The organism is bacterium (assembly GCA_016708025.1).
In the GTDB taxonomy this organism is placed as follows: domain Bacteria; phylum Zixibacteria; class MSB-5A5; order GN15; family FEB-12; genus FEB-12.
Genome location: JADJGQ010000001.1, coordinates 881,749 through 899,063 on the forward strand (window position 1 = coordinate 881,749; position 17,315 = coordinate 899,063).

Consider the following 17,315-nt stretch of genomic DNA (forward strand, 5'->3'; position numbering starts at 1 on the left):
TATACGCCGTTGTGGATGCAAACAAAAGGGTAATTGGGGAGCCGAATATCACCTTCGGCGAGGCTCAGACTATTGAGATAACTGCTTGAGTTCTCGAAGTATGGCTGGTCCGGAGGAGGTCCCCAGGCGCGTCGCGCCGGCGGCCAGCAATTTCTCACAATCGGCGACCGTCTTGATCCCACCCGAGGCCTTCACCTCGATCTGTCCCGCCGAACTTGCGACCAGCCGGTTTACCTGATCGACTGTCGCTCCGCCGAAAAATCCAGTCGAAGTCTTCACGAATTGCGCCCCGCCGAGTACTACTGCCTTGGTAGCTTCGCTCTGCTGTTGATCGGACAGTTTACCTGCCTCAATGATCACTTTGAGTACGATATCTGCGGGGATCTGACGGCGAACCTTCCGAATCTCCGCCTCAACCTCCGCAAATCGATTTGCCACCAGCCAGCCGATATTTGCGACCATGTCGATCTCGTGTGCGCCATCCAGAACCGCTTCGACCGCCTCAGCGACCTTGATATCGGTTCGATTTGCCCCAAGCGGAAACCCGACCACCGATACCAGTCTGACCCGGCTGTCCATTAGCCGCTTGGATGCATTCGCCACCCACGCCGGATTGACCACCACCGCATACAGATCATATTCGATCGCTTCAGCGCACAGGCGTTCGATCCCTTCCTCTGTAACCTCTGAATGGAGTGCCGCCTGTTCGATGCGCCGATTCAACTCACGCAAGATAGAGTCGAGTACCATCCGCTTAACTCCGCTCCAGCGCATTCCGGAAAGAGACACCGGCCGATGGTCTGGTTACCTGAAGGATATCGCAGATTGTCGCTCCAAGGTCCGCAAACGAATCTCGCGTACCCAGATTGACACCCGCCTTGATTCCCGCACCGTAGACTATCAATGGCACATACTCTCGCGTATGATCGGTCGAGTGCTTTTGCGTCGGATCACACCCATGATCCGCTGTTATCACCAACAGATCGGTCGGTTTGAGATGAGGGAGGAAATTCCCAAGGTCAGTATCGAATTCCTCCAGCGCCCGGGCGAAATTGACTTCGTCGTTTCTATGCCCCCAGAGTTGGTCAAAATCGACGCAATTCGCGAAGATGAGCTTGTGCTCGGTATCGTTGGAAACTGCCTTTAGTGTAGCCTGCATCACCTCACGATTATCCGCAGTCTTGATCGCCTTGTTCACCCCCTGACCGGCAAACAGATCGTATATCTTGCCAACCGCCAGTACCGGCTTGCCACTATCGTTAGAATATCCAGCATTGTGGGGGAGAGAGGGAGGCGCGAGAAATCCTTCCGGCGCGATGTTCGCTCGAACGATCCCGGCTTCCCGATAAATGGGCGCGCGATCACCCTGCCGACATCGTATTTTCCAGTCAACATCTTGCGCGCAATCTCGCAGATCCGATACAACTCAGGTACTGGAATGATCTCTTCATGCGCCGCCAACTGAAATACGGAATCCGCCGAGGTATAGAGAATAACGGCGCCGGTCCTGACATGCTCTTCGCCTAGTTGCTCAATGATCTCTGTCCCACTTGCCGCAATGTTGCCGATCGTCTTCACTCCGGCCAACCGCTCGAATTTCTCGACCAGATCTCTCGGAAAGCCGTCAGGAAAAACAGGGAAGGGGGCATCAAGGATTATTCCTGCCATCTCCCAGTGTCCGGTCGTCGAGTCTTTTCCCGGCGATCTCTCAGCCATCTTGCCGTATGACCCTGATGGCGACTGTACCGTGGGCCACACCTGCGATCGGCACGATATTCCCAAGCCCCATGTTCTGCAATGTCGGGAGATTCAGGCCGCCGACCGATGTCGCGACATTTGGAATAGTGGATGCCCCGCTGTCTCCATAGGCGGCCGCATCCGGTAACTCACCCACCCCGCAGGCATCGGCAACAATGATCACGACTCGTTCGATTTGCATGGAGGAAATGTAGGTCTGAGTACTCTTCGCGCAATCAATTTCTTCGCGACCAGACAAACAAAAGGCGCATCCATCGGAATGCGCCTAATATATCTTTCTGGACGCGCAGTGCTATTTCGAATTCACCGCCACCAGCTCGTAATTCATATCGATATCCGCGAGGACTTTGCGTTCCTTCATCACGCCTTCTTTCAGGCCACGACGGTCGCCATCGATCTCCCATCGCTCACTCATATTAACGACCAATCCCTCATTGTGAGCGAAATTGACCGTTCCTTTGATCCGAATACGGTCGATCCCGGACCTCTGTAACGAATCGGTCGGATCCTGTACGAACGGTATCAGCAGATTGCCGTCATATCCAATACGGATAACTTCGTACCCCTGCTCCGTACCGAAATCAAGCACAGTAAAGGTGGTGGCGGCGACTGCGGATGTATCGGGAAGAACAACGTCGGCAGTCTGGGTCCAGGCCGAACCTTTGTGTACCGGTTCAGTAGGGAAGATCATGAACCCCTGGTCGTAATATTCACGGATATATTGCCGCTCGGCGGAATCAAGTGGCGTGATGAACTCAAGGTCCACCACTTTGCCGCGGCTCGACATATAGATGATCATCTCACGCTTGTCGTGCAGCGTATCGATCTTGGACTTGTCTTCTTTGCTCGGACCAACAATATCCCAGGAGGTCTGCTCGAGGATCTCGGCAGTGGAATCTTCAAGCGTCCGACGGACCACTTGCAGGATCTTCATGGAGACGGTTGAGTTTGCCTCTTCCAGCGTCGAATCTCCCTCCATAACCTGCCAGCGCCGGACGGCACTCTGGTCATATTCGAAGGCAGTTCCTGACTGGAAGTTCAGGCGAAGGGTGACTTGCTTTTCGGACGTCTCGCACCCGGAGACCAGAACAAGCAAACCCATGAAAAGCGATATGGCGGTTATACACTGTTTCATCATCAATCCTTGAATCGAAATGAGCCGCCCCTAATAGGAGCCAAGCATGTCGTCCATTGTAGTATATCGGCCGACAGGGCCCGGCGCTCCAAGGGCAAACATGCTACGGACGAGAGAATTTTTCTCCTCTTTGGTCAGGACTAATCCCTTGTCCGAGCCAAAAGTCTGGTTGATTGAGCCGGCGAGCAATACCGGAGTCTCGCTATGAATCGTCACCCCGGACAGCTCCTGGCGCTTTGACCCGAGATAGATCGCCCCGATCATCAGCACAAACGACGCCGCAAAGAGCATCATCGAACGGACCAGGGCCCCGGTCGGACGATTGTGAGTAATTGAGGTGATGGTCGTCCGCTCCAACTCCGCAGACCGGGATGACTCAACCGTCCGGGCATAGATCAGCGCTTCCGACTCACTCCAGTAGTCGGCGCCGGGCTCGGGGGGAGTGGATGCATCGCGGGTCTGCTTCAGCAGGTCGCGAAGTTTCTTTCCCGATTCCAGTTCGGATGTGCAGGCTGGACAATCTGCCAGATGGCGCTCCAGATCAGCCACCTGTTGCGGAGAAAGCTCCCCATCCAGATAGTCATCCAGAAGCGGCACGGCTTGGTGGCACGTCATTTTTACTCCTTTGCGCTCAGCCGTTTCTTCAAGATCTTTTTCAGCTTCGTCCTGGCGATATGGAGGTTCGACCGCACGGTCGCCTCTGGACACTCGAGAATCCCCGCTACTTCAGCTTTGGTGTATCCTTCGACATCATGCAGCACCACGGTGATCCGTTGGCGCGGGGGGAGTCGATCAAGTGCCTTCTGTATCTCCTCCATTACCACCTTGTCCCTGAGCAGTTCTTCCGGCGTCCGGACCCGGCGCGCCAGATCGATCTGCATCTCACCCGGCAACGCTGTCAGGTCATCCGACACCGTCCCCCGACCGCGCTTCTTCCGAAGCAGGTCGATCGCGTAATTCGTCGCGATCCGGGTCAAGAACGAGGTGAAGCTGTTGACATTCGCTATCTCTTTCTGGCGACGGTAGACCCTCACGAAGGTCTCTTGCACTACGTCGTCGGCATCCAGATGGTTTCCCAGGAGCCGATAGGCCAGATAGTAGATATTCTTCTGGTATCGCTTCACCAGTTCCGCAAAGGCCAACTCGTCGCCTTTGACAAAACTCTCCACCAGTTCGGGTACAGACTTATTCATATCGTGAGAGCCGTACCCTCGCTTTTACAGACGATTTCCTGCCTGAATTGTGCAAGGAAAGAAAAACCGATTGACGAACCATCACCCAAACGGTATGCTTACCGCCTGTCTTTGTCAATTGTTTTTTGTACAAGGACTTAGCACGGTAAATCTATGCAGGAAAATGTCGTCCAGGCCAACAAATGGAAGTTCTTCACTGTCGGGGCAGTGGGGACATTCATGGCCACGTTTGATGGTTCAATATTAAACGTCGCCCTCCCCACCATTACCTCCGATTTCCAGACCGATGTCGGCACGGTCGCCTGGACTGTCCTCGCCTATTCGCTCACCCTTATCTCCCTGATGATGATCTTTGGCGCCTGGACCGAGGTCAAAGGGTATAGCTACTCTTATAAGTTTGGCTATTATTTCTTTCTGATTGGGTCCGTGTTATGTGCCCTCAGTAACTCGATTGAGATGCTGATTTTTGCCCGGGTCGTTCAGGCGGTTGGCACCGCCATGTTCGCGGCCATCGGCCCCGGCATGGTGGCCCAGGTCTTTCCGCCAAATGAACGGGGGAAAGGGCTGGGTTTGCATGTCATGATGGTGGCCGGCGGCTTTATGTTTGGCGCCCCGATCGGCGGACTCCTGCTGACCTATCTTTCCTGGCACTGGATATTTCTGATTAATATCCCGATCGGCCTCTTCGGCCTGTCGCTGGTTTATCGCTATTTCAAGATCCTCCCGCCGCATGAATCCACGCGGAAACTGCATTTTCCGGGTGCGGTTGCGATCTCACTCAGCCTGGTCACCGGCGTATTCATGCTGACGCAACTGAAGGAACATCCGGTCACGGATATCACCGTCTGGGGATTGGCCATCGTGTCGGTAGTGGCGTTTCTGTTCTGGCTCAAGTCAGAGTCAAATCCGGCAACCGCGCTGATCGGCCTGGATCTGTTTAAGCAGAACAAGACATTTACGTATTCACTCGCCTCGGCCTCGGCTCATTTTACCGGGACCTCGGGTATCTTTGTTTTGATTCCGTTTTATCTCGAGAATATCCGCGGCTTTGAGCCGAAAGAGGTCGGCATGTTCCTCATTATCCTGCCGATCCTGATGTTCATTCTCTCGCCGCTGGCAGGGAAACTTTCCGACAAGATCGGCTTCCGCTTGCTGACCACGGCCGGGATGCTGATCACCTGTGTTGGCCTTTATTTGCTTACCGGGTTGGAGCCGGATTCCACCACGCTGTACATTGTCTCGGCGATCATGGTGATCGGGGTGGGGATAGGCTTTTTCGGCACCCCTAATTCATCCGCCATGATGGGGGCTGTCTCCGAGCGCCAGCGGGCGGTCGCCTCCGGGATACTGGCAACCAACCGGAATATCGGGATGTCGGTCGGAATCGCGCTTTCGACCTCGCTTTTCACCTATCTCCAGCGGGTTAATGCCGGGGCGGGGTCCGAAGAAGCGATATTTCTCCTCAGTTACCGTCCGGTCATCTATGTTGGGATCGTTTTATGCCTTTTTGGGACGATTTTCTGCCTCTTCCGGGGAAATCGGACCTCCGCATAAAGGGGTATTGACAAGAACTTACCCCGGCTATATACTTGGGGCTCTTATAAAGACGGGGCCATAGCTCAGCTGGGAGAGCGCTTGAATGGCATTCAAGAGGTCGGGAGTTCGATCCTCCCTGGCTCCACCAAATTTGAACCTCGCTTCGGCGGGGTTTTTGTTGAGGGACCCCGCGTCCGCCCTCCCGATGCGTGCTTCCCCCTGGCGGAGACGTTTCCCGCGAGCGAAGCGACCGCCATTCCCCTCCGCTCTGCCTGGGCCGAAATTGTATCAACGACTTATTCAAACCCTAAGCATACTCATGGAGAAACAATGAAACGAACTGGTTCGGCGGTCTGGAATGGCGGCCTCAAGGATGGAAAAGGGACTGTCTCAACACAAAGCGGCGTCCTCAAAGAAACTCAATACTCATTCGGCTCGCGCTTTGAGTCCGGGATCGGCACTAACCCCGAAGAACTGATTGGCGCGGCGCATGCCGGCTGTTTTTCGATGGCCCTCTCCGGCCAACTGGGCGAGGCCGGTATGACCGCTGAGTCGATCCGGACCACCGCCACTGTCACCCTGGAAAAGACCGATTCCGGTTTTGGCATCACCGAGATTCATCTCGACCTGACCGCCAAGATCCCCGGCGCGGACCATGCGAAATTCATGACGGCGGCGAACAACGCGAAGGCCGGCTGCCCGATCTCGAAGCTGCTGAACACAAAGATCACGCTCGACGCCAAGCTGGAAGCGTAGTCATTAGATATTGTGATGTGATGAAAAGCCCCGCCTGAGCGGGGCTTTTTTTGTATGTGTTGTCGTAGAGTACACTATCAGTTCAAAGAACGTCATCGCGAGCCTGACATCTCTTCAAGTTGTCTCGCACAACGTCAGGCGCGTTCGCTTCGCTCATCCGCCTTCGGCGGAAGTGGGCCTGACCTACAGGCCTTTCAATCTGGAAACGGGCAAACGGGGACGTCTGCCGCGCAAAGAATCAATTCAGATTCGCATCTCGTCTTCGCTCGATGCGACAGGAAAGTCGGTGATGCTTGTTTTCAGAAATTACGGTCCTTGGGACCGTCGGGTCGAGCGAAGTCGAGACCCGAATAATGTCGCCCCCCCGTATTACAACACTCACTACTCCCGGACCCACCCCCATTAATAGAGCGGAGAAGTGTGGTCAGATGCCTTTCTCTTTTGCAGACGGAAATCGATCACTCCTCCCAAAACATCAAACCACTTCCACACAACAACATGATGATTCCAGCCTGGTATCCCCCTCCCGACTAGCACCGGTCACTGTTGCTGTACCACCAAATTGAGAAATGCCATACAAGAAAAAGGCGGCCTAAGCCGCCTCAATTCGCTCTACCGTTTTCGGTAGCTCTTCATCCACGAACCTGTCGTGGCGTTTGATTATCCTCGCCGGTGTCCCCGCCACCGTTGTATTCGATGGTACATCGCGCATTACCACAAAACTGTTTGCGCCGATCTTGACATCATTCCCGACATGGATCGGCCCAAGCAAAATGGCGCCGGTCCCGATAGTCACGTTGTTGCCAAGCGTCGGGTGACGTTTTCCGATATGTTTCCCTGTCCCGCCGAGCGTGACATTATGAAAGAGCTGGCAGTTTTCGCCAATGATGGTCGTTTCACCGATCACCACTCCCATCCCGTGGTCGACAAAAAAGCCTTTACCGATCGTCGCCCCCGGGTGTATCTCCAGCCCGGTCAGAAACCGCACCAGTTGCGACAACAACCGCGGAATGAACGGCAGATGCAGCTTGTAGAGCAGATGGATAAACCGATGCGCCGTGATCGCGTGAAACCCGGGGTAGAGGAGGAACTCGATATTCTTCGCCGCCGGATCATTGCGGAAGATCGCCCGTATATCTTCGACTATCGCTATCATAAGATATTTCCTGTATCGGCTAATTGGCCGGCGGATTTGACTCCTCAAACAACTTGGTGGAGAGATACCGTTCGCCGGTGTCGCAGACAAATGTCACCACCGTTTTCCCCGGCCCAAGTCGTTTTGCCACCTGCAGAGCGGCCCAGACAATCGCTCCTGACGATGTCCCTGCCAGAATTCCTTCCTTGCGGGCAAGCGATCTGGCAGTTTCGAAAGCATCATCGGTCGGCACCTGGACAATTTCATCAACCACGTCTTTATCATAGTTGTCCGCGATGAATCCAGCGCCGATCCCCTGAATTGGGTGCGGCGTATGTGTCCCGCCGGACAGCACTGGGGAGGCCTGTGGTTCAACCGCTATGATCTTTGCACCATATTTCTTCCTCAGCACTGCACCTGCGCCGGAAATTGTCCCGCCAGTCCCGACTCCAACCACAAAAGCATCAAGATGGATATTGCCGAGATCTTCGATTATCTCCGGCCCGGTGGTCGAAGCATGAATCGCCGGATTGGACTTGTTATTGAATTGCATCGGCATAAAGCCATTGCCGAGTGCGAGAATCTCTTCGGCCTTTTTGATCGACCCTTTGATCCCTTCCGCCGCAGGCGTGAGCACCAACTCGGCGCCAAAGTGACGCATCACCGCGCGGCGCTCTATTGACATTGAGTCAGGCATCGTAATAATGCACTTGTATCCTTTGGCAGCCGCCACCATCGCGAGGGCAATGCCGGTATTTCCGGAGGTTGGCTCAATGATCGTCATGCCTGGCTTCAGGCTACCGTCCCGTTCGGCTGCGTCAATCATGGAAATCCCGATACGGTCCTTGACTGATCCGCCGGGATTGTGGCTCTCCATCTTGGCATACACAGTCGCAGAGCCGGGGTATGGAATGCGGTTCAAGCGAACGAGGGGGGTCCGTCCGATCGCCCCGATAATGCTGTCGAATCTCATCACATCCTCCAAAATGTTATGTAAGATACGCTACAACCAAGGTCCAGATTGCAATGTTCCCGCAAACTGGACAAAGCAAGAGCCGGCAGGACTGCCATGCTCTATATCGACTGCTTGAATGAATTAGATAGGTGTCCCCTCAGGGACAGCTCGGGAAAGTACCGGACCCGGTCAACAGAAAGGCTATCAACGTGCTAAGATCGGTCAGGTCAATTGTCCCCAGCCCATTGATATTCGCCTCTTCCGGGCAGGGGAGAGCCGGACGGGGAGTCACGGTCAGATACGAAATGAGGAGCGACAGGTCAGAGAGGTCGATTGCGCCGACCACATTGACATTGCCGGTCGTGCCCACACAGCAGGGACCGGATGTACATGCCGATGGTACCCCATCGGGGACGATTTTGTAGATAGTACCACCGTAATGGACTATGTAGAGTTCGCCATTCCAGTCTTCGCCGAATGAACTGATCTGAATTGAACCTAAATCAAGTTCGGTGCTACGATCCTGGAAGTTGGTCACGGTTGTGCCATCATAATTGAGGCTCCAGATCGTCCCCTGGCAATAGTCGCCATAGAAATATGTGCCGGTCAGATCGGGGATAGCGCATCCGCGATAGACATATCCACCGGTGACGGAGCAACCTTCGGAGTGGGAATATTCAGTAAACGGATCGGTCAGCCCGGTGAGTGATTCGCATCCTGTCGATGGGTTATGGCAGTGGTCCCCTTCTTTCAGTCGCCAGCCGTAGTTGAGACCGCCCGAAGAGGATGCACCTTCGAAATTCACTTCTTCCCAATTCCCCTGGCCGACATCGCCGACATACATATCGCCGGTCGTCCGGTCAAAGCTAAACCGCCACGGATTGCGCACACCAAGCGCCCATATCTCTTCGCGCCATCCGGGCTGTCCGACAAAGGGATTACTCGGCGGGATCGTATAGCCGCTCACAGTGTTGACATCGATACGCAGAATTTTCCCCAACAAATTCGTGCTGTCTTGCGCGCGATTGCCGGGGTCGCCGCCGGAGCCGCCATCGCCCAATCCAATGTAGAGGTAACCATCCGGGCCAAATGCCATCATGCCGCCATTGTGATTGGAGAACGGCTGTGCCACGGTGAAAAGAGTATCCTGCGATGCGACCAAACCCGAATCCTGGCTGGTGGCTGACCGCTGAAATCGTGCAACGACGGTAGCGCCGTCCGACACACGAGTATAGTTAAGGTAGAAATAGCGATTGGTGGCGTAATCTGGATGAAACGCCAACCCAAGCAACCCCTGCTCGCCGCCAGTGCGACGAACCAGCGTACTGCAGTTCATGAACGGGGTCGACTGGAGAACACCGTTTTTTATCAGGCGGATCAACCCGGCCCGCTCAATCACAAAAAGCCGTGTAGTGTCACCAGGTGCATACGTCAGGAAGAGCGGCTGATTCAGACCACTGACCACCGGAGTGGTTGTCAACGGCGTGGCTGCCTCGGTCGCCTCAGTCAGGGTGAACAAAGCTAGAAAGCCAGCCAGTATCAGGAGTAGTCGTCGGCTTGTGTGCATGGTCGTCATAAGTCGCTTCCCCGGTCTGTCGTCCGATGTTGTGGACTAATTGCGTCTACGTATTATACCGGCGAACGACTATTTTGCCAAGAAAATTCGAGCGTGTGAAGGGTAAGGAATGCGTTAGCTGTCGATCAGTTGGAAACTCTGGATCCGGTCAAGCCGGAATGTCCGTTCTGCTTGGGCGGTCTGGCAATAGGCGATAATGTAATAGAGCGACCGCTTGGCTTGTATCTGTTTGGGATGGATAATTCGTTTCTGGGGGATACCATTCTCTGTCGCATACAGTATTTCAATCGCCAGCTTCTGTTCGATCGCGATTGTCAGATCGGTGAACTCTGCCGGCAGGTCTATCTCTTTGGCTCGCCATTCCTGCAGCGAATGGCGACCGAATGTCTGATAAACTGCGACAGGATCGGGGAGATCAGCCAATCTGACTGCGGCTTCTTCCATCAGCGAGCGCACATGAAGGGCATCGGATAACGCCCGATGTTCCTGATTTTGCGCGATTTTGAACGCTGAGATCAATGACAGGAGCGAATATGACGGCGCCCCGGGGAATAGCCGATGGAAGATGTCGACAGTATCAAGCACCGGATTGTCCGGGATCGTCAGGCGCGCACGGTCCAGCTCCACTCCAACAAATGAAATATCAAACGGCGCATTGTGCGCGACGAGTACGGCATCGCCAATAAACTCGACAAAGCGTCCAAGAACCTCGGCCGCCTTGGGGGCATTCAGCACCATGCTGTTGTTAATATGGTGGACCGCGATCGCGTCGGGTGGGATTTCTCGCTCGGGGTTGATCAATTCCTGGAAGGTTGCGGTTGGGTTTTCACCCAGCCTGAACTTGACTGCGCCGATCTCGACAAGTCGATCCGAAACCGCCCAAAGGCCGGTAGTTTCGGTATCGAAAGCGACAAGCGATCGGTCGCCGATCAGCTTCTGGTGTAACGCAGGGGTGGACATCGCTTTAGTATACCCAGCGCGCAACCGTTGACAAACACTTTTTACCCTGTATCTTACATCCGGAGGTTATGGTATGAAACTCATGCAGTCGGATTGTCGACTTCCCGCCGCCCACACCAAAGCGGTGCTCTCTTACGCCTTCTACTACAATGCCCTGGCCGGGTCAGGTCTCCAGGACGAATAGCCTTCCGGGTTCTCGCGTGGCCACCACGCCTGCATTCACTTTTCGCCAACAATTAACATTCGGATAGGGAGTAGCTCATGGCTGCCAAAGAAGTTGTCATAAATGGTGCCGACCTGACGATCGATCAGGTGCACGAAGTTAGCCGTCTCGGTGCGGTCGTTAAAGTCGCCCCCGAAGCGTTCAAAGCGATCGAAGCAAGCCGTAAGGTCATTGAAAAGAAAGTCGCCGCCGGACTGGCCGTCTACGGCGTCACTACCGGTATCGGCGAATTCGCCCGCATTCAGATCTCCCCCGAGCAGGGGATGGAACTGCAGAAGCGCATTGTCTATTCACATGCCGCCGCAGTCGGCAAGATCATTCCGGAAGAAGATGTTCGCGCCGCCATGCTGCTTCGCGTCAACTGCCTTTCCAAAGGGTATTCAGGCGTCCGTCCGTTGATCGTCGAAACACTGGTTGCGATGCTCAACAAGGGCGTACACCCGGTTGTTTATCAGAAAGGTTCGCTTGGTACCTCGGGCGACCTGTCGCCGCTCTCTATGATCGCAGAAGTAGTCATGGGCGAGGGACGGGCATTCTACAAAGGGAAGATGATGCCCGGTGGTGAAGCGATGAAGGCCGCAGGGATCGCCCCGGTCGTGCTCAGCTTCAAAGAAGGTCTCGGTATTATCAATGGTACGCAGGCATTCACCGGAGTCGGCGTGCTGGCTATCTACGATGCCATAGGTCGCCAAAAACGCGATCATTGCCGCGGCCATGACGGTTGATGTCGTCAGCTCGTCGGTGGGTTGTTTTGATGCCCGCGTGCATAAGATCCGCAATCATCGCGGACAACAAGTGGTCGCCGAAAATGTGCGCCGCCTTATTGCCGGCTCCGAAACTATTCCGGGGAATGTAGGCAAAGTACAGGATGCATATTCACTCCGCTGCATTCCTCAAATACTGGGTCCCTCGATTGATGCATTGGCCTATTGCACCAGAGAGCATCTCGATGAGATAAATGGCGTCAGCGACAACCCGCTGTTTTTTGCCGCAGAAGATGAGTATTTGGCGGCCGGGAATTTCCATGGCCAGCCGGTGGCGATGGCGCAGGATTTCCTCGCTATTGCAATCGCTGAATTTGCCGATTTGGCCGAACGCCACACCAACCGGATGATGAACCCGGTTCTCTCCGGTCTGCCGGACTTCCTGGTCGAAGGGAAAGGACTCAACTCCGGTCTGATGGTGGCACAGTACTCTCAGGCCGCACTGATCTCTGAAAACAAGATGTTTGCTCATCCGGCAGTGGTTGACAACGTTTCAGTTTCGGCCGATCAGGAAGACCATGTCTGCATGGGCTCGGTGACGGCGATGAAGCTGACCGAGTGCATCCGCAATACCGAGATCTGTATTGGAATTCAGATGATGTCTGCCGCTCAGGCGCTTGATTTCCGCCGTCCGCTCAAGGCAGGCAAGGGGACCGAGGCCGCCTTCAAGGTGATCCGTGCTAAACTGAGCAAATTGATCGATGACCGCCCGCTCTATCCGGATATCGAGATCGTGACCGAGATGGTCCGCGATGGTTCGATCATTGCGGCTGTTGAGGCTGCGGTCGGCGAAGTGAAACTCTGATCTGAATGGTGATTTGTTCAAAGGCGCTCTCGGAAGAGCGCCTTTGTTATTTCTGCGGGGTTGAAAGTTGATCCGCCAACTGCAGGTAGATCTGCATCCTGCGTAGCAGTCGGGCGAATCCCTCGGGATCATCCTTTCGGATATCAACAGCATAGTTGATCAGACTGTGCAGGTCGCTGGTGCGATAAAACGACGGCGGCAATCCTACCCATGAAGTGAAATACCGGTCTCCTTCCACAAATCCGCACTTATTCAGAATATTCACGGATACAAACCCCGGTTCAGTTTCGGGCAGCCTGAGCAGGTCTCGACCCCAACTGGCATGGGTGTATTCTCCTCCGAGCAGCCCCATGACTGTCGGAATCACGTCAACCTGACCGCCGACAACTGAGATCCGCTGACCTTCTGTTCCTATCAGCGACGGTGCATAGATAAGACAAGGAACCCGGAACTGGAGCGGATGTGGAGTTGGAATAGCCGGAACCAATTTGTTGTGGTCGCTGAGAAATACGAAGATGGTAGAATCAAATATCGGAAGCGCGGCCATCGAATCGATAAATCTCCCCAGCGCCCAATCGGCGTAGCGATGGGAATTCCGGACACGCGATTCTTCGGAATCGTCGAAGTAGATCTGCACCGAGGAATCCGGCAGATCAAATGGTTCGTGATTGGAAAGGGTCAGCAGTGTGACGTGAAAGGGGCGCGGCATCGTGTCCAGGACATGGACCATCCGGTCGAATACGACATGGTCAGGGACTCCCCATTTGGCAAAGATGTTCTCTTTCCCGATATCAGTTTCCCCCATGAACCGCTGAACCCCCTGCGTCTTAAAGAACCCCTGCATATTATCGAAGACCAGATCCCCGCCGTAGGCAAACATGGTGCTGTAACCACGTCGCTCCAAAATTTTCGGCAGTGAAACAAAGGGATGAGCCGCTTGATACCGGTCGAGGATCGAGCGACCGGGCAGGGAAGGAAAACTGCAGAGTGTGCCGGCCAGTCCGTAGTTGGTGCGAGAGCCGGTCGCATAAAACTGATCAAACAGTATGCCATCGGCCGCCAGGCTGTCGAAACGCGGAGTCAGCCCGAGATCAGACCCCAGCGCACCTGTGTACCGTCCGGTCCAACTCTCCATCAGGACAATGAACACATTCGGCTTGAATCCGAATCGCTCCGGAACGATTGTTTCTCTCAGCAGCGACGATTCCGGTTCCAGCCATCGTTCGTTCGGCATTGCCAGCATCGTCTGAACTGTGTCCAGAGCATCCTCTGTCGGAATGAAGGGGAAGCGAAACCGCTCCGGTGTATAGACCAGTCGCGGATCGTGCCCCTCTTCATTAAACGCCTTGGCGAACGTATAAACGCCATTGAGACCGAGTTGGTTGACGAATGGATTATCGCTGATGTAGGCAACGCCCCAGTCGATCGGCGATATGCCGGTGCGGCCACGGATACCCAGGAAAACCAATGCAAAGGCTACAACAAACCAGATGATCTGTCTGATCCAACCGCGCCTGTTCGGCAGTGATTCTGTCTTTCGGAGGATCAGACCGATCACGATGTAGATCGCAACGGAGAGGATCATCCAGGCTGCAATTGATGGCCAGAAGAGTGGATCGGTGACGGTCACATGCCAGGTCGTTTTCCCACCTGTCGCTACGTACTGCAACGCCTGGAAATTGAGATGAGAATCGAAGTTTGAGTAGTAGCGAATGTCGGCAAGCAGAAGAAACAGAAAGAAGGAGAACGAAGTTGTCAGATACCAGTGGACGATTCTCCTGACCAGCTTCAGCCCTAAGTCAAGCCAGGGAGAGTGACCGCAGGAAGCAGCAATGCAAAGAGCACGATAACCGTATCAAATCGGAATCCGATCAAGAACGCCTGCGCCAGTTCTTCGATGGCGGGATGATTGGAGCGGTCGTTAAAGATCAGCACCATCGCCACGCGATAGAGGAAAAAAAGCGCTATCCCGAACAGGTAAACCAGCGCCAGCATGGCGATCGAGCGGGGAGGGGAGAAAAGTGCGTCGCGAGGAGCCGTTACATTCATAGCCGGAAATAACGGCTCCTCAGGCGAAATGCAAGTAGAAGAATTCTAACGTTCGTCTTCGAGAATGACCGCCGTGCCGTAAGCCAGCAACTCGGCGGTGCCGGCCATGATCATGGAAGTTTGAAATCGGGCCATGATTATGCCGTTCGCGCCCAATGCTTCGGCATCAGCCACCATGCGATCAAGCGCCTGCTCGCGCGATTCGGCCAGCAACTTGGTGTAATTGCTCACCTCACCGCCTATCATATTTTTCAGGAAGGCGAGTATATCTTGACCTACGTGCCGCGCCCTGACAGTATTCCCCTTGGCCAGACCCAGAACTTTGACTACCCGTTTCCCCGGGATTTCATTCGTGGTTACCACTATCACTTAATTACCTCCCGGTAGCGGTCGTTCTTATAAGCAAAGATCCGTTCGCGAATGACCGAGATGGTCAGCACGATCAGGCCGATCAACAGACCAGTCACGCCGATCTTGACGATCCACGAGATACGGGAGTCGGAGTAGAGAGTCCCCAGCATCTGAATTATCCCATAACTGGCCAGGAGGACCGCACTAACTGAGAAGAGGATCCAACCGATCCCTCGTTCCAGCTTATGGTAGAGGGATGACCAGTAGGTCTCCCAGACGGCATCCGGAAGGTCTGCATAGCGCACGGAGTCGGTCACCTTTTTCAACTTTCTGAACTGCTCAAGCTCCGCCCGGAGCTCCGGGTTGCGCTGCAGCTCATTTTCGAATTCCCGGCGTTCACTCGGGTCGAGTTCATCATCGAGGTACCCCGCCAGGAGTTTGTTCCAGCGTTCATCCATCGGTCTGCCTCATCAGGTTTGCCAGTTTTTTTCTGGCATAGTAGAGGCGGGACATGACTGTTCCGCGGGGTATCCCAAGAGTTGAGGCGATCTCATCATAGGACATCCCGCGAAAATGCTGCAGCGTGATGATCTCCCGATCATCAAAATCAAGTTGCATCAGCGCGGCGCGAAGTCTCTGGATCGTCTCCGCCTCGATTAACTGGTCCTCCGGCGTCGCAGCATCAGAGATCAAAAAGTCGGTCTCCTCAAGCGGCAGTGACCGCTTGGCGGCGACCTGCCGACGTTTCAGCCAGGTCTTGCTCAGGTTAGCGATGATCGCATGGAACCAGGGAAGAAACGGCTGCTTTTGGTCGTACGTATCGGCGGAGCGATAAACCCGCAGAAAGGCTTCCTGCGAAATGTCGTACGCATCCTCCCGGTTGCCAACCATACCGAGCGCAGTTCGAAAAGCCATCTTTTTATGCTTTTCGACCAATGCGGCCAGCGCTTTCTTGTCACCAGATTTGATGCTCATAACCAAAGTTGTGTCGTTATCAACACGTTCCATGCTGTTTACCTCGAATACTCGCAGTTAACGATGTTATTCAATCGATGCTACGAGTTTTTCGAATTAAGAGTTCATTAAATCGGTTGAAAATCGGAACACAAGAACAACCATATGTAATCTAAGGGGATAGCCATGAAACTGCAAGCTCTCCTGATAGTCGCCCTTACGGTGGTAGTCGTTGAGCCGGCTGTGGCAAGAGATAATCCGCTCGTCTCCACCTACTCAATTGTCGCCTGGGATTCCGCCACCGGCGAGTTTGGCGCCGCCGTCCAATCACACTATTTCAGGGTTGCCGATGTTATCTGGGCTGAACCCGGTGTTGGAGTGGTGGCCACGCAGTCATTCGTCGATTTCTCCTACGGCCCACTCGGGCTGGCACTGATGCGGAATGGGAAACCTGCCACCAAGGCGCTGGAGGGTCTTCTGGCGTCGGATTCCACCAATCAATCTCGCCAGGTCGCGATGATCGACCGGTTCGGACGAGTTGCGACTTACACCGGCCCTAAATGTATAGACGCTGCTGGCCATCATGTGGGCAAGGGTTACTCCTGTCAGGCGAATCTAATGCTCAAGGCGACTGTCTGGGATGCGATGGCACGCGCATTTGAAGAGACCAGCGGCTCATTGGCTGACCGGATGATGGCGGCGCTGGAGGCCGCCCAACGCGAGGGAGGGGATATTCGAGGAATGCAGTCGGCGGCGATTTTGGTAGTCAGCGGCAAACCGACCGGACAGATCTGGCGTGACCGGCTGATCGATCTTCGTGTTGATGACAGCCCCGAACCGCTGAAGGAGCTTCGACGACTGCTCGATCTCAACCGTGCCTATCGACGGGTCGACCGGGGGGATGAACTGGTGACAGAGGGGAAGATCGATGAAGCCGAGGTCGAGTATGCCGAGGCGGCTAAACTCGCTCCGGGGAATAACGAAATACTCTATTGGGAAGCGGTGACCCTGGTTGAGAACGGACGTATCGAGAAGGCGCTCCCAATCTTCAAACTGGTCTTTAAGGCGGACAGCGCCTGGCGCGAGTTGATCCCGCGACTGGTGAAGCCAGGATTGCTCAAGGACGACCCGACGACCATTGAGTTGATTCTGAAGCAGTAGCCAG

18 protein-coding genes, 1 tRNA gene and 1 pseudogene are annotated in these 17,315 nt (G+C 54.6%); 6 read left to right on the forward strand and 14 right to left on the reverse strand.

Going from position 1 to position 17,315, the window contains the following annotated elements; all coding sequences use genetic code 11:
• Nucleotides 1-69: 69 nt before the first annotated feature.
• From deoC to IPH75_03900, 5 genes and pseudogenes are all read right to left on the reverse strand, one after another.
• Nucleotides 70-750 (reverse strand): deoxyribose-phosphate aldolase, encoded by a 681-nt coding sequence (deoC, locus tag IPH75_03880; protein ID MBK7141205.1) that lies wholly within the window; start codon nucleotides 748-750, stop codon nucleotides 70-72.
• A gap of 4 nt (nucleotides 751-754) precedes the next feature.
• Nucleotides 755-1,939: pseudogene (locus tag IPH75_03885) on the reverse strand (phosphopentomutase).
• Between the two features lie 111 nt (nucleotides 1,940-2,050).
• On the reverse strand, nucleotides 2,051-2,896 hold the full coding sequence (locus tag IPH75_03890; GenBank protein ID MBK7141206.1) for a hypothetical protein: 846 nt from the start codon (nucleotides 2,894-2,896) through the stop codon (nucleotides 2,051-2,053).
• 27 nt (nucleotides 2,897-2,923) lie between these two features.
• Nucleotides 2,924-3,508: a zf-HC2 domain-containing protein gene (locus IPH75_03895; GenBank protein MBK7141207.1), complete on the reverse strand. Its 585-nt coding sequence runs from the start codon at nucleotides 3,506-3,508 to the stop codon at nucleotides 2,924-2,926.
• A 2-nt stretch (nucleotides 3,509-3,510) separates the two neighbouring features.
• The gene (locus tag IPH75_03900) at nucleotides 3,511-4,086 is read right to left on the reverse strand and encodes a sigma-70 family RNA polymerase sigma factor (protein MBK7141208.1); all 576 of its coding nucleotides are present in this window, start codon (nucleotides 4,084-4,086) and stop codon (nucleotides 3,511-3,513) included.
• A 153-nt stretch (nucleotides 4,087-4,239) separates the two neighbouring features.
• On the opposite strand from IPH75_03900, the gene IPH75_03905 reads away from it, so the two are divergent.
• The 3 genes from IPH75_03905 to IPH75_03915 all read left to right on the forward strand — a co-directional run bounded on the left by IPH75_03905 (nucleotide 4,240) and on the right by IPH75_03915 (nucleotide 6,378).
• The gene (locus IPH75_03905; GenBank protein MBK7141209.1) at nucleotides 4,240-5,640 is read left to right on the forward strand and encodes an MFS transporter; all 1,401 of its coding nucleotides are present in this window, start codon (nucleotides 4,240-4,242) and stop codon (nucleotides 5,638-5,640) included.
• A 54-nt stretch (nucleotides 5,641-5,694) separates the two neighbouring features.
• Nucleotides 5,695-5,770: transfer RNA gene (locus tag IPH75_03910), tRNA-Ala, on the forward strand.
• 182 nt (nucleotides 5,771-5,952) lie between these two features.
• On the forward strand, nucleotides 5,953-6,378 hold the full coding sequence (locus tag IPH75_03915) for an OsmC family protein (protein MBK7141210.1): 426 nt from the start codon (nucleotides 5,953-5,955) through the stop codon (nucleotides 6,376-6,378).
• 592 nt (nucleotides 6,379-6,970) lie between these two features.
• On the opposite strand, the gene cysE is transcribed toward IPH75_03915, so the two are convergent.
• The 4 genes from cysE to IPH75_03935 form a co-directional block, all read right to left on the reverse strand.
• Nucleotides 6,971-7,534, reverse strand: a complete 564-nt coding sequence (gene cysE / locus IPH75_03920) for a serine O-acetyltransferase (protein MBK7141211.1) — start codon at nucleotides 7,532-7,534, stop codon at nucleotides 6,971-6,973.
• Nucleotides 7,535-7,553: 19 nt separating this feature from the next.
• On the reverse strand, nucleotides 7,554-8,486 hold the full coding sequence (gene cysK / locus IPH75_03925) for a cysteine synthase A (GenBank protein MBK7141212.1): 933 nt from the start codon (nucleotides 8,484-8,486) through the stop codon (nucleotides 7,554-7,556).
• A 139-nt stretch (nucleotides 8,487-8,625) separates the two neighbouring features.
• Nucleotides 8,626-10,035: a PQQ-dependent sugar dehydrogenase gene (locus IPH75_03930; GenBank protein ID MBK7141213.1), complete on the reverse strand. Its 1,410-nt coding sequence runs from the start codon at nucleotides 10,033-10,035 to the stop codon at nucleotides 8,626-8,628.
• A 123-nt stretch (nucleotides 10,036-10,158) separates the two neighbouring features.
• Nucleotides 10,159-11,004: a WYL domain-containing protein gene (locus tag IPH75_03935; protein ID MBK7141214.1), complete on the reverse strand. Its 846-nt coding sequence runs from the start codon at nucleotides 11,002-11,004 to the stop codon at nucleotides 10,159-10,161.
• A 261-nt stretch (nucleotides 11,005-11,265) separates the two neighbouring features.
• Here IPH75_03935 and IPH75_03940 point away from each other — a divergent pair, with 261 nt between their 5' ends.
• Both IPH75_03940 and IPH75_03945 read left to right on the forward strand, forming a co-directional pair.
• Nucleotides 11,266-11,952 carry an aromatic amino acid lyase gene (locus IPH75_03940; GenBank protein ID MBK7141215.1) on the forward strand — a complete coding sequence of 229 codons (687 nt, stop codon included), beginning with the start codon at nucleotides 11,266-11,268 and terminating at the stop codon, nucleotides 11,950-11,952.
• Nucleotides 11,942-12,796: an aromatic amino acid lyase gene (locus tag IPH75_03945; GenBank protein ID MBK7141216.1), complete on the forward strand. Its 855-nt coding sequence runs from the start codon at nucleotides 11,942-11,944 to the stop codon at nucleotides 12,794-12,796. Before IPH75_03940 ends, IPH75_03945 begins: the two co-directional genes overlap by 11 nt.
• Nucleotides 12,797-12,842: 46 nt before the next feature.
• Here the strand turns inward: IPH75_03945 and IPH75_03950 are convergent, their stop codons facing one another.
• The 5 genes from IPH75_03950 to IPH75_03970 all read right to left on the reverse strand — a co-directional run bounded on the left by IPH75_03950 (nucleotide 12,843) and on the right by IPH75_03970 (nucleotide 16,204).
• Nucleotides 12,843-14,465 (reverse strand): LTA synthase family protein, encoded by a 1,623-nt coding sequence (locus IPH75_03950; GenBank protein ID MBK7141217.1) that lies wholly within the window; start codon nucleotides 14,463-14,465, stop codon nucleotides 12,843-12,845.
• A 125-nt stretch (nucleotides 14,466-14,590) separates the two neighbouring features.
• The gene (locus IPH75_03955; protein MBK7141218.1) at nucleotides 14,591-14,845 is read right to left on the reverse strand and encodes a hypothetical protein; all 255 of its coding nucleotides are present in this window, start codon (nucleotides 14,843-14,845) and stop codon (nucleotides 14,591-14,593) included.
• 45 nt (nucleotides 14,846-14,890) lie between these two features.
• Nucleotides 14,891-15,214, reverse strand: a complete 324-nt coding sequence (locus tag IPH75_03960) for a YbjQ family protein (protein MBK7141219.1) — start codon at nucleotides 15,212-15,214, stop codon at nucleotides 14,891-14,893.
• Nucleotides 15,211-15,654 (reverse strand): hypothetical protein, encoded by a 444-nt coding sequence (locus IPH75_03965; GenBank protein ID MBK7141220.1) that lies wholly within the window; start codon nucleotides 15,652-15,654, stop codon nucleotides 15,211-15,213. The genes IPH75_03960 and IPH75_03965 overlap by 4 nt, the downstream gene beginning before the upstream one ends.
• Nucleotides 15,647-16,204, reverse strand: coding sequence for an RNA polymerase sigma factor (locus tag IPH75_03970; protein ID MBK7141221.1), 558 nt, complete (start codon nucleotides 16,202-16,204; stop codon nucleotides 15,647-15,649). The genes IPH75_03965 and IPH75_03970 overlap by 8 nt, the downstream gene beginning before the upstream one ends.
• Nucleotides 16,205-16,336: 132 nt before the next feature.
• Here IPH75_03970 and IPH75_03975 point away from each other — a divergent pair, with 132 nt between their 5' ends.
• Nucleotides 16,337-17,311, forward strand: a complete 975-nt coding sequence (locus IPH75_03975) for a DUF1028 domain-containing protein (GenBank protein MBK7141222.1) — start codon at nucleotides 16,337-16,339, stop codon at nucleotides 17,309-17,311.
• Nucleotides 17,312-17,315 lie beyond the last annotated feature (4 nt).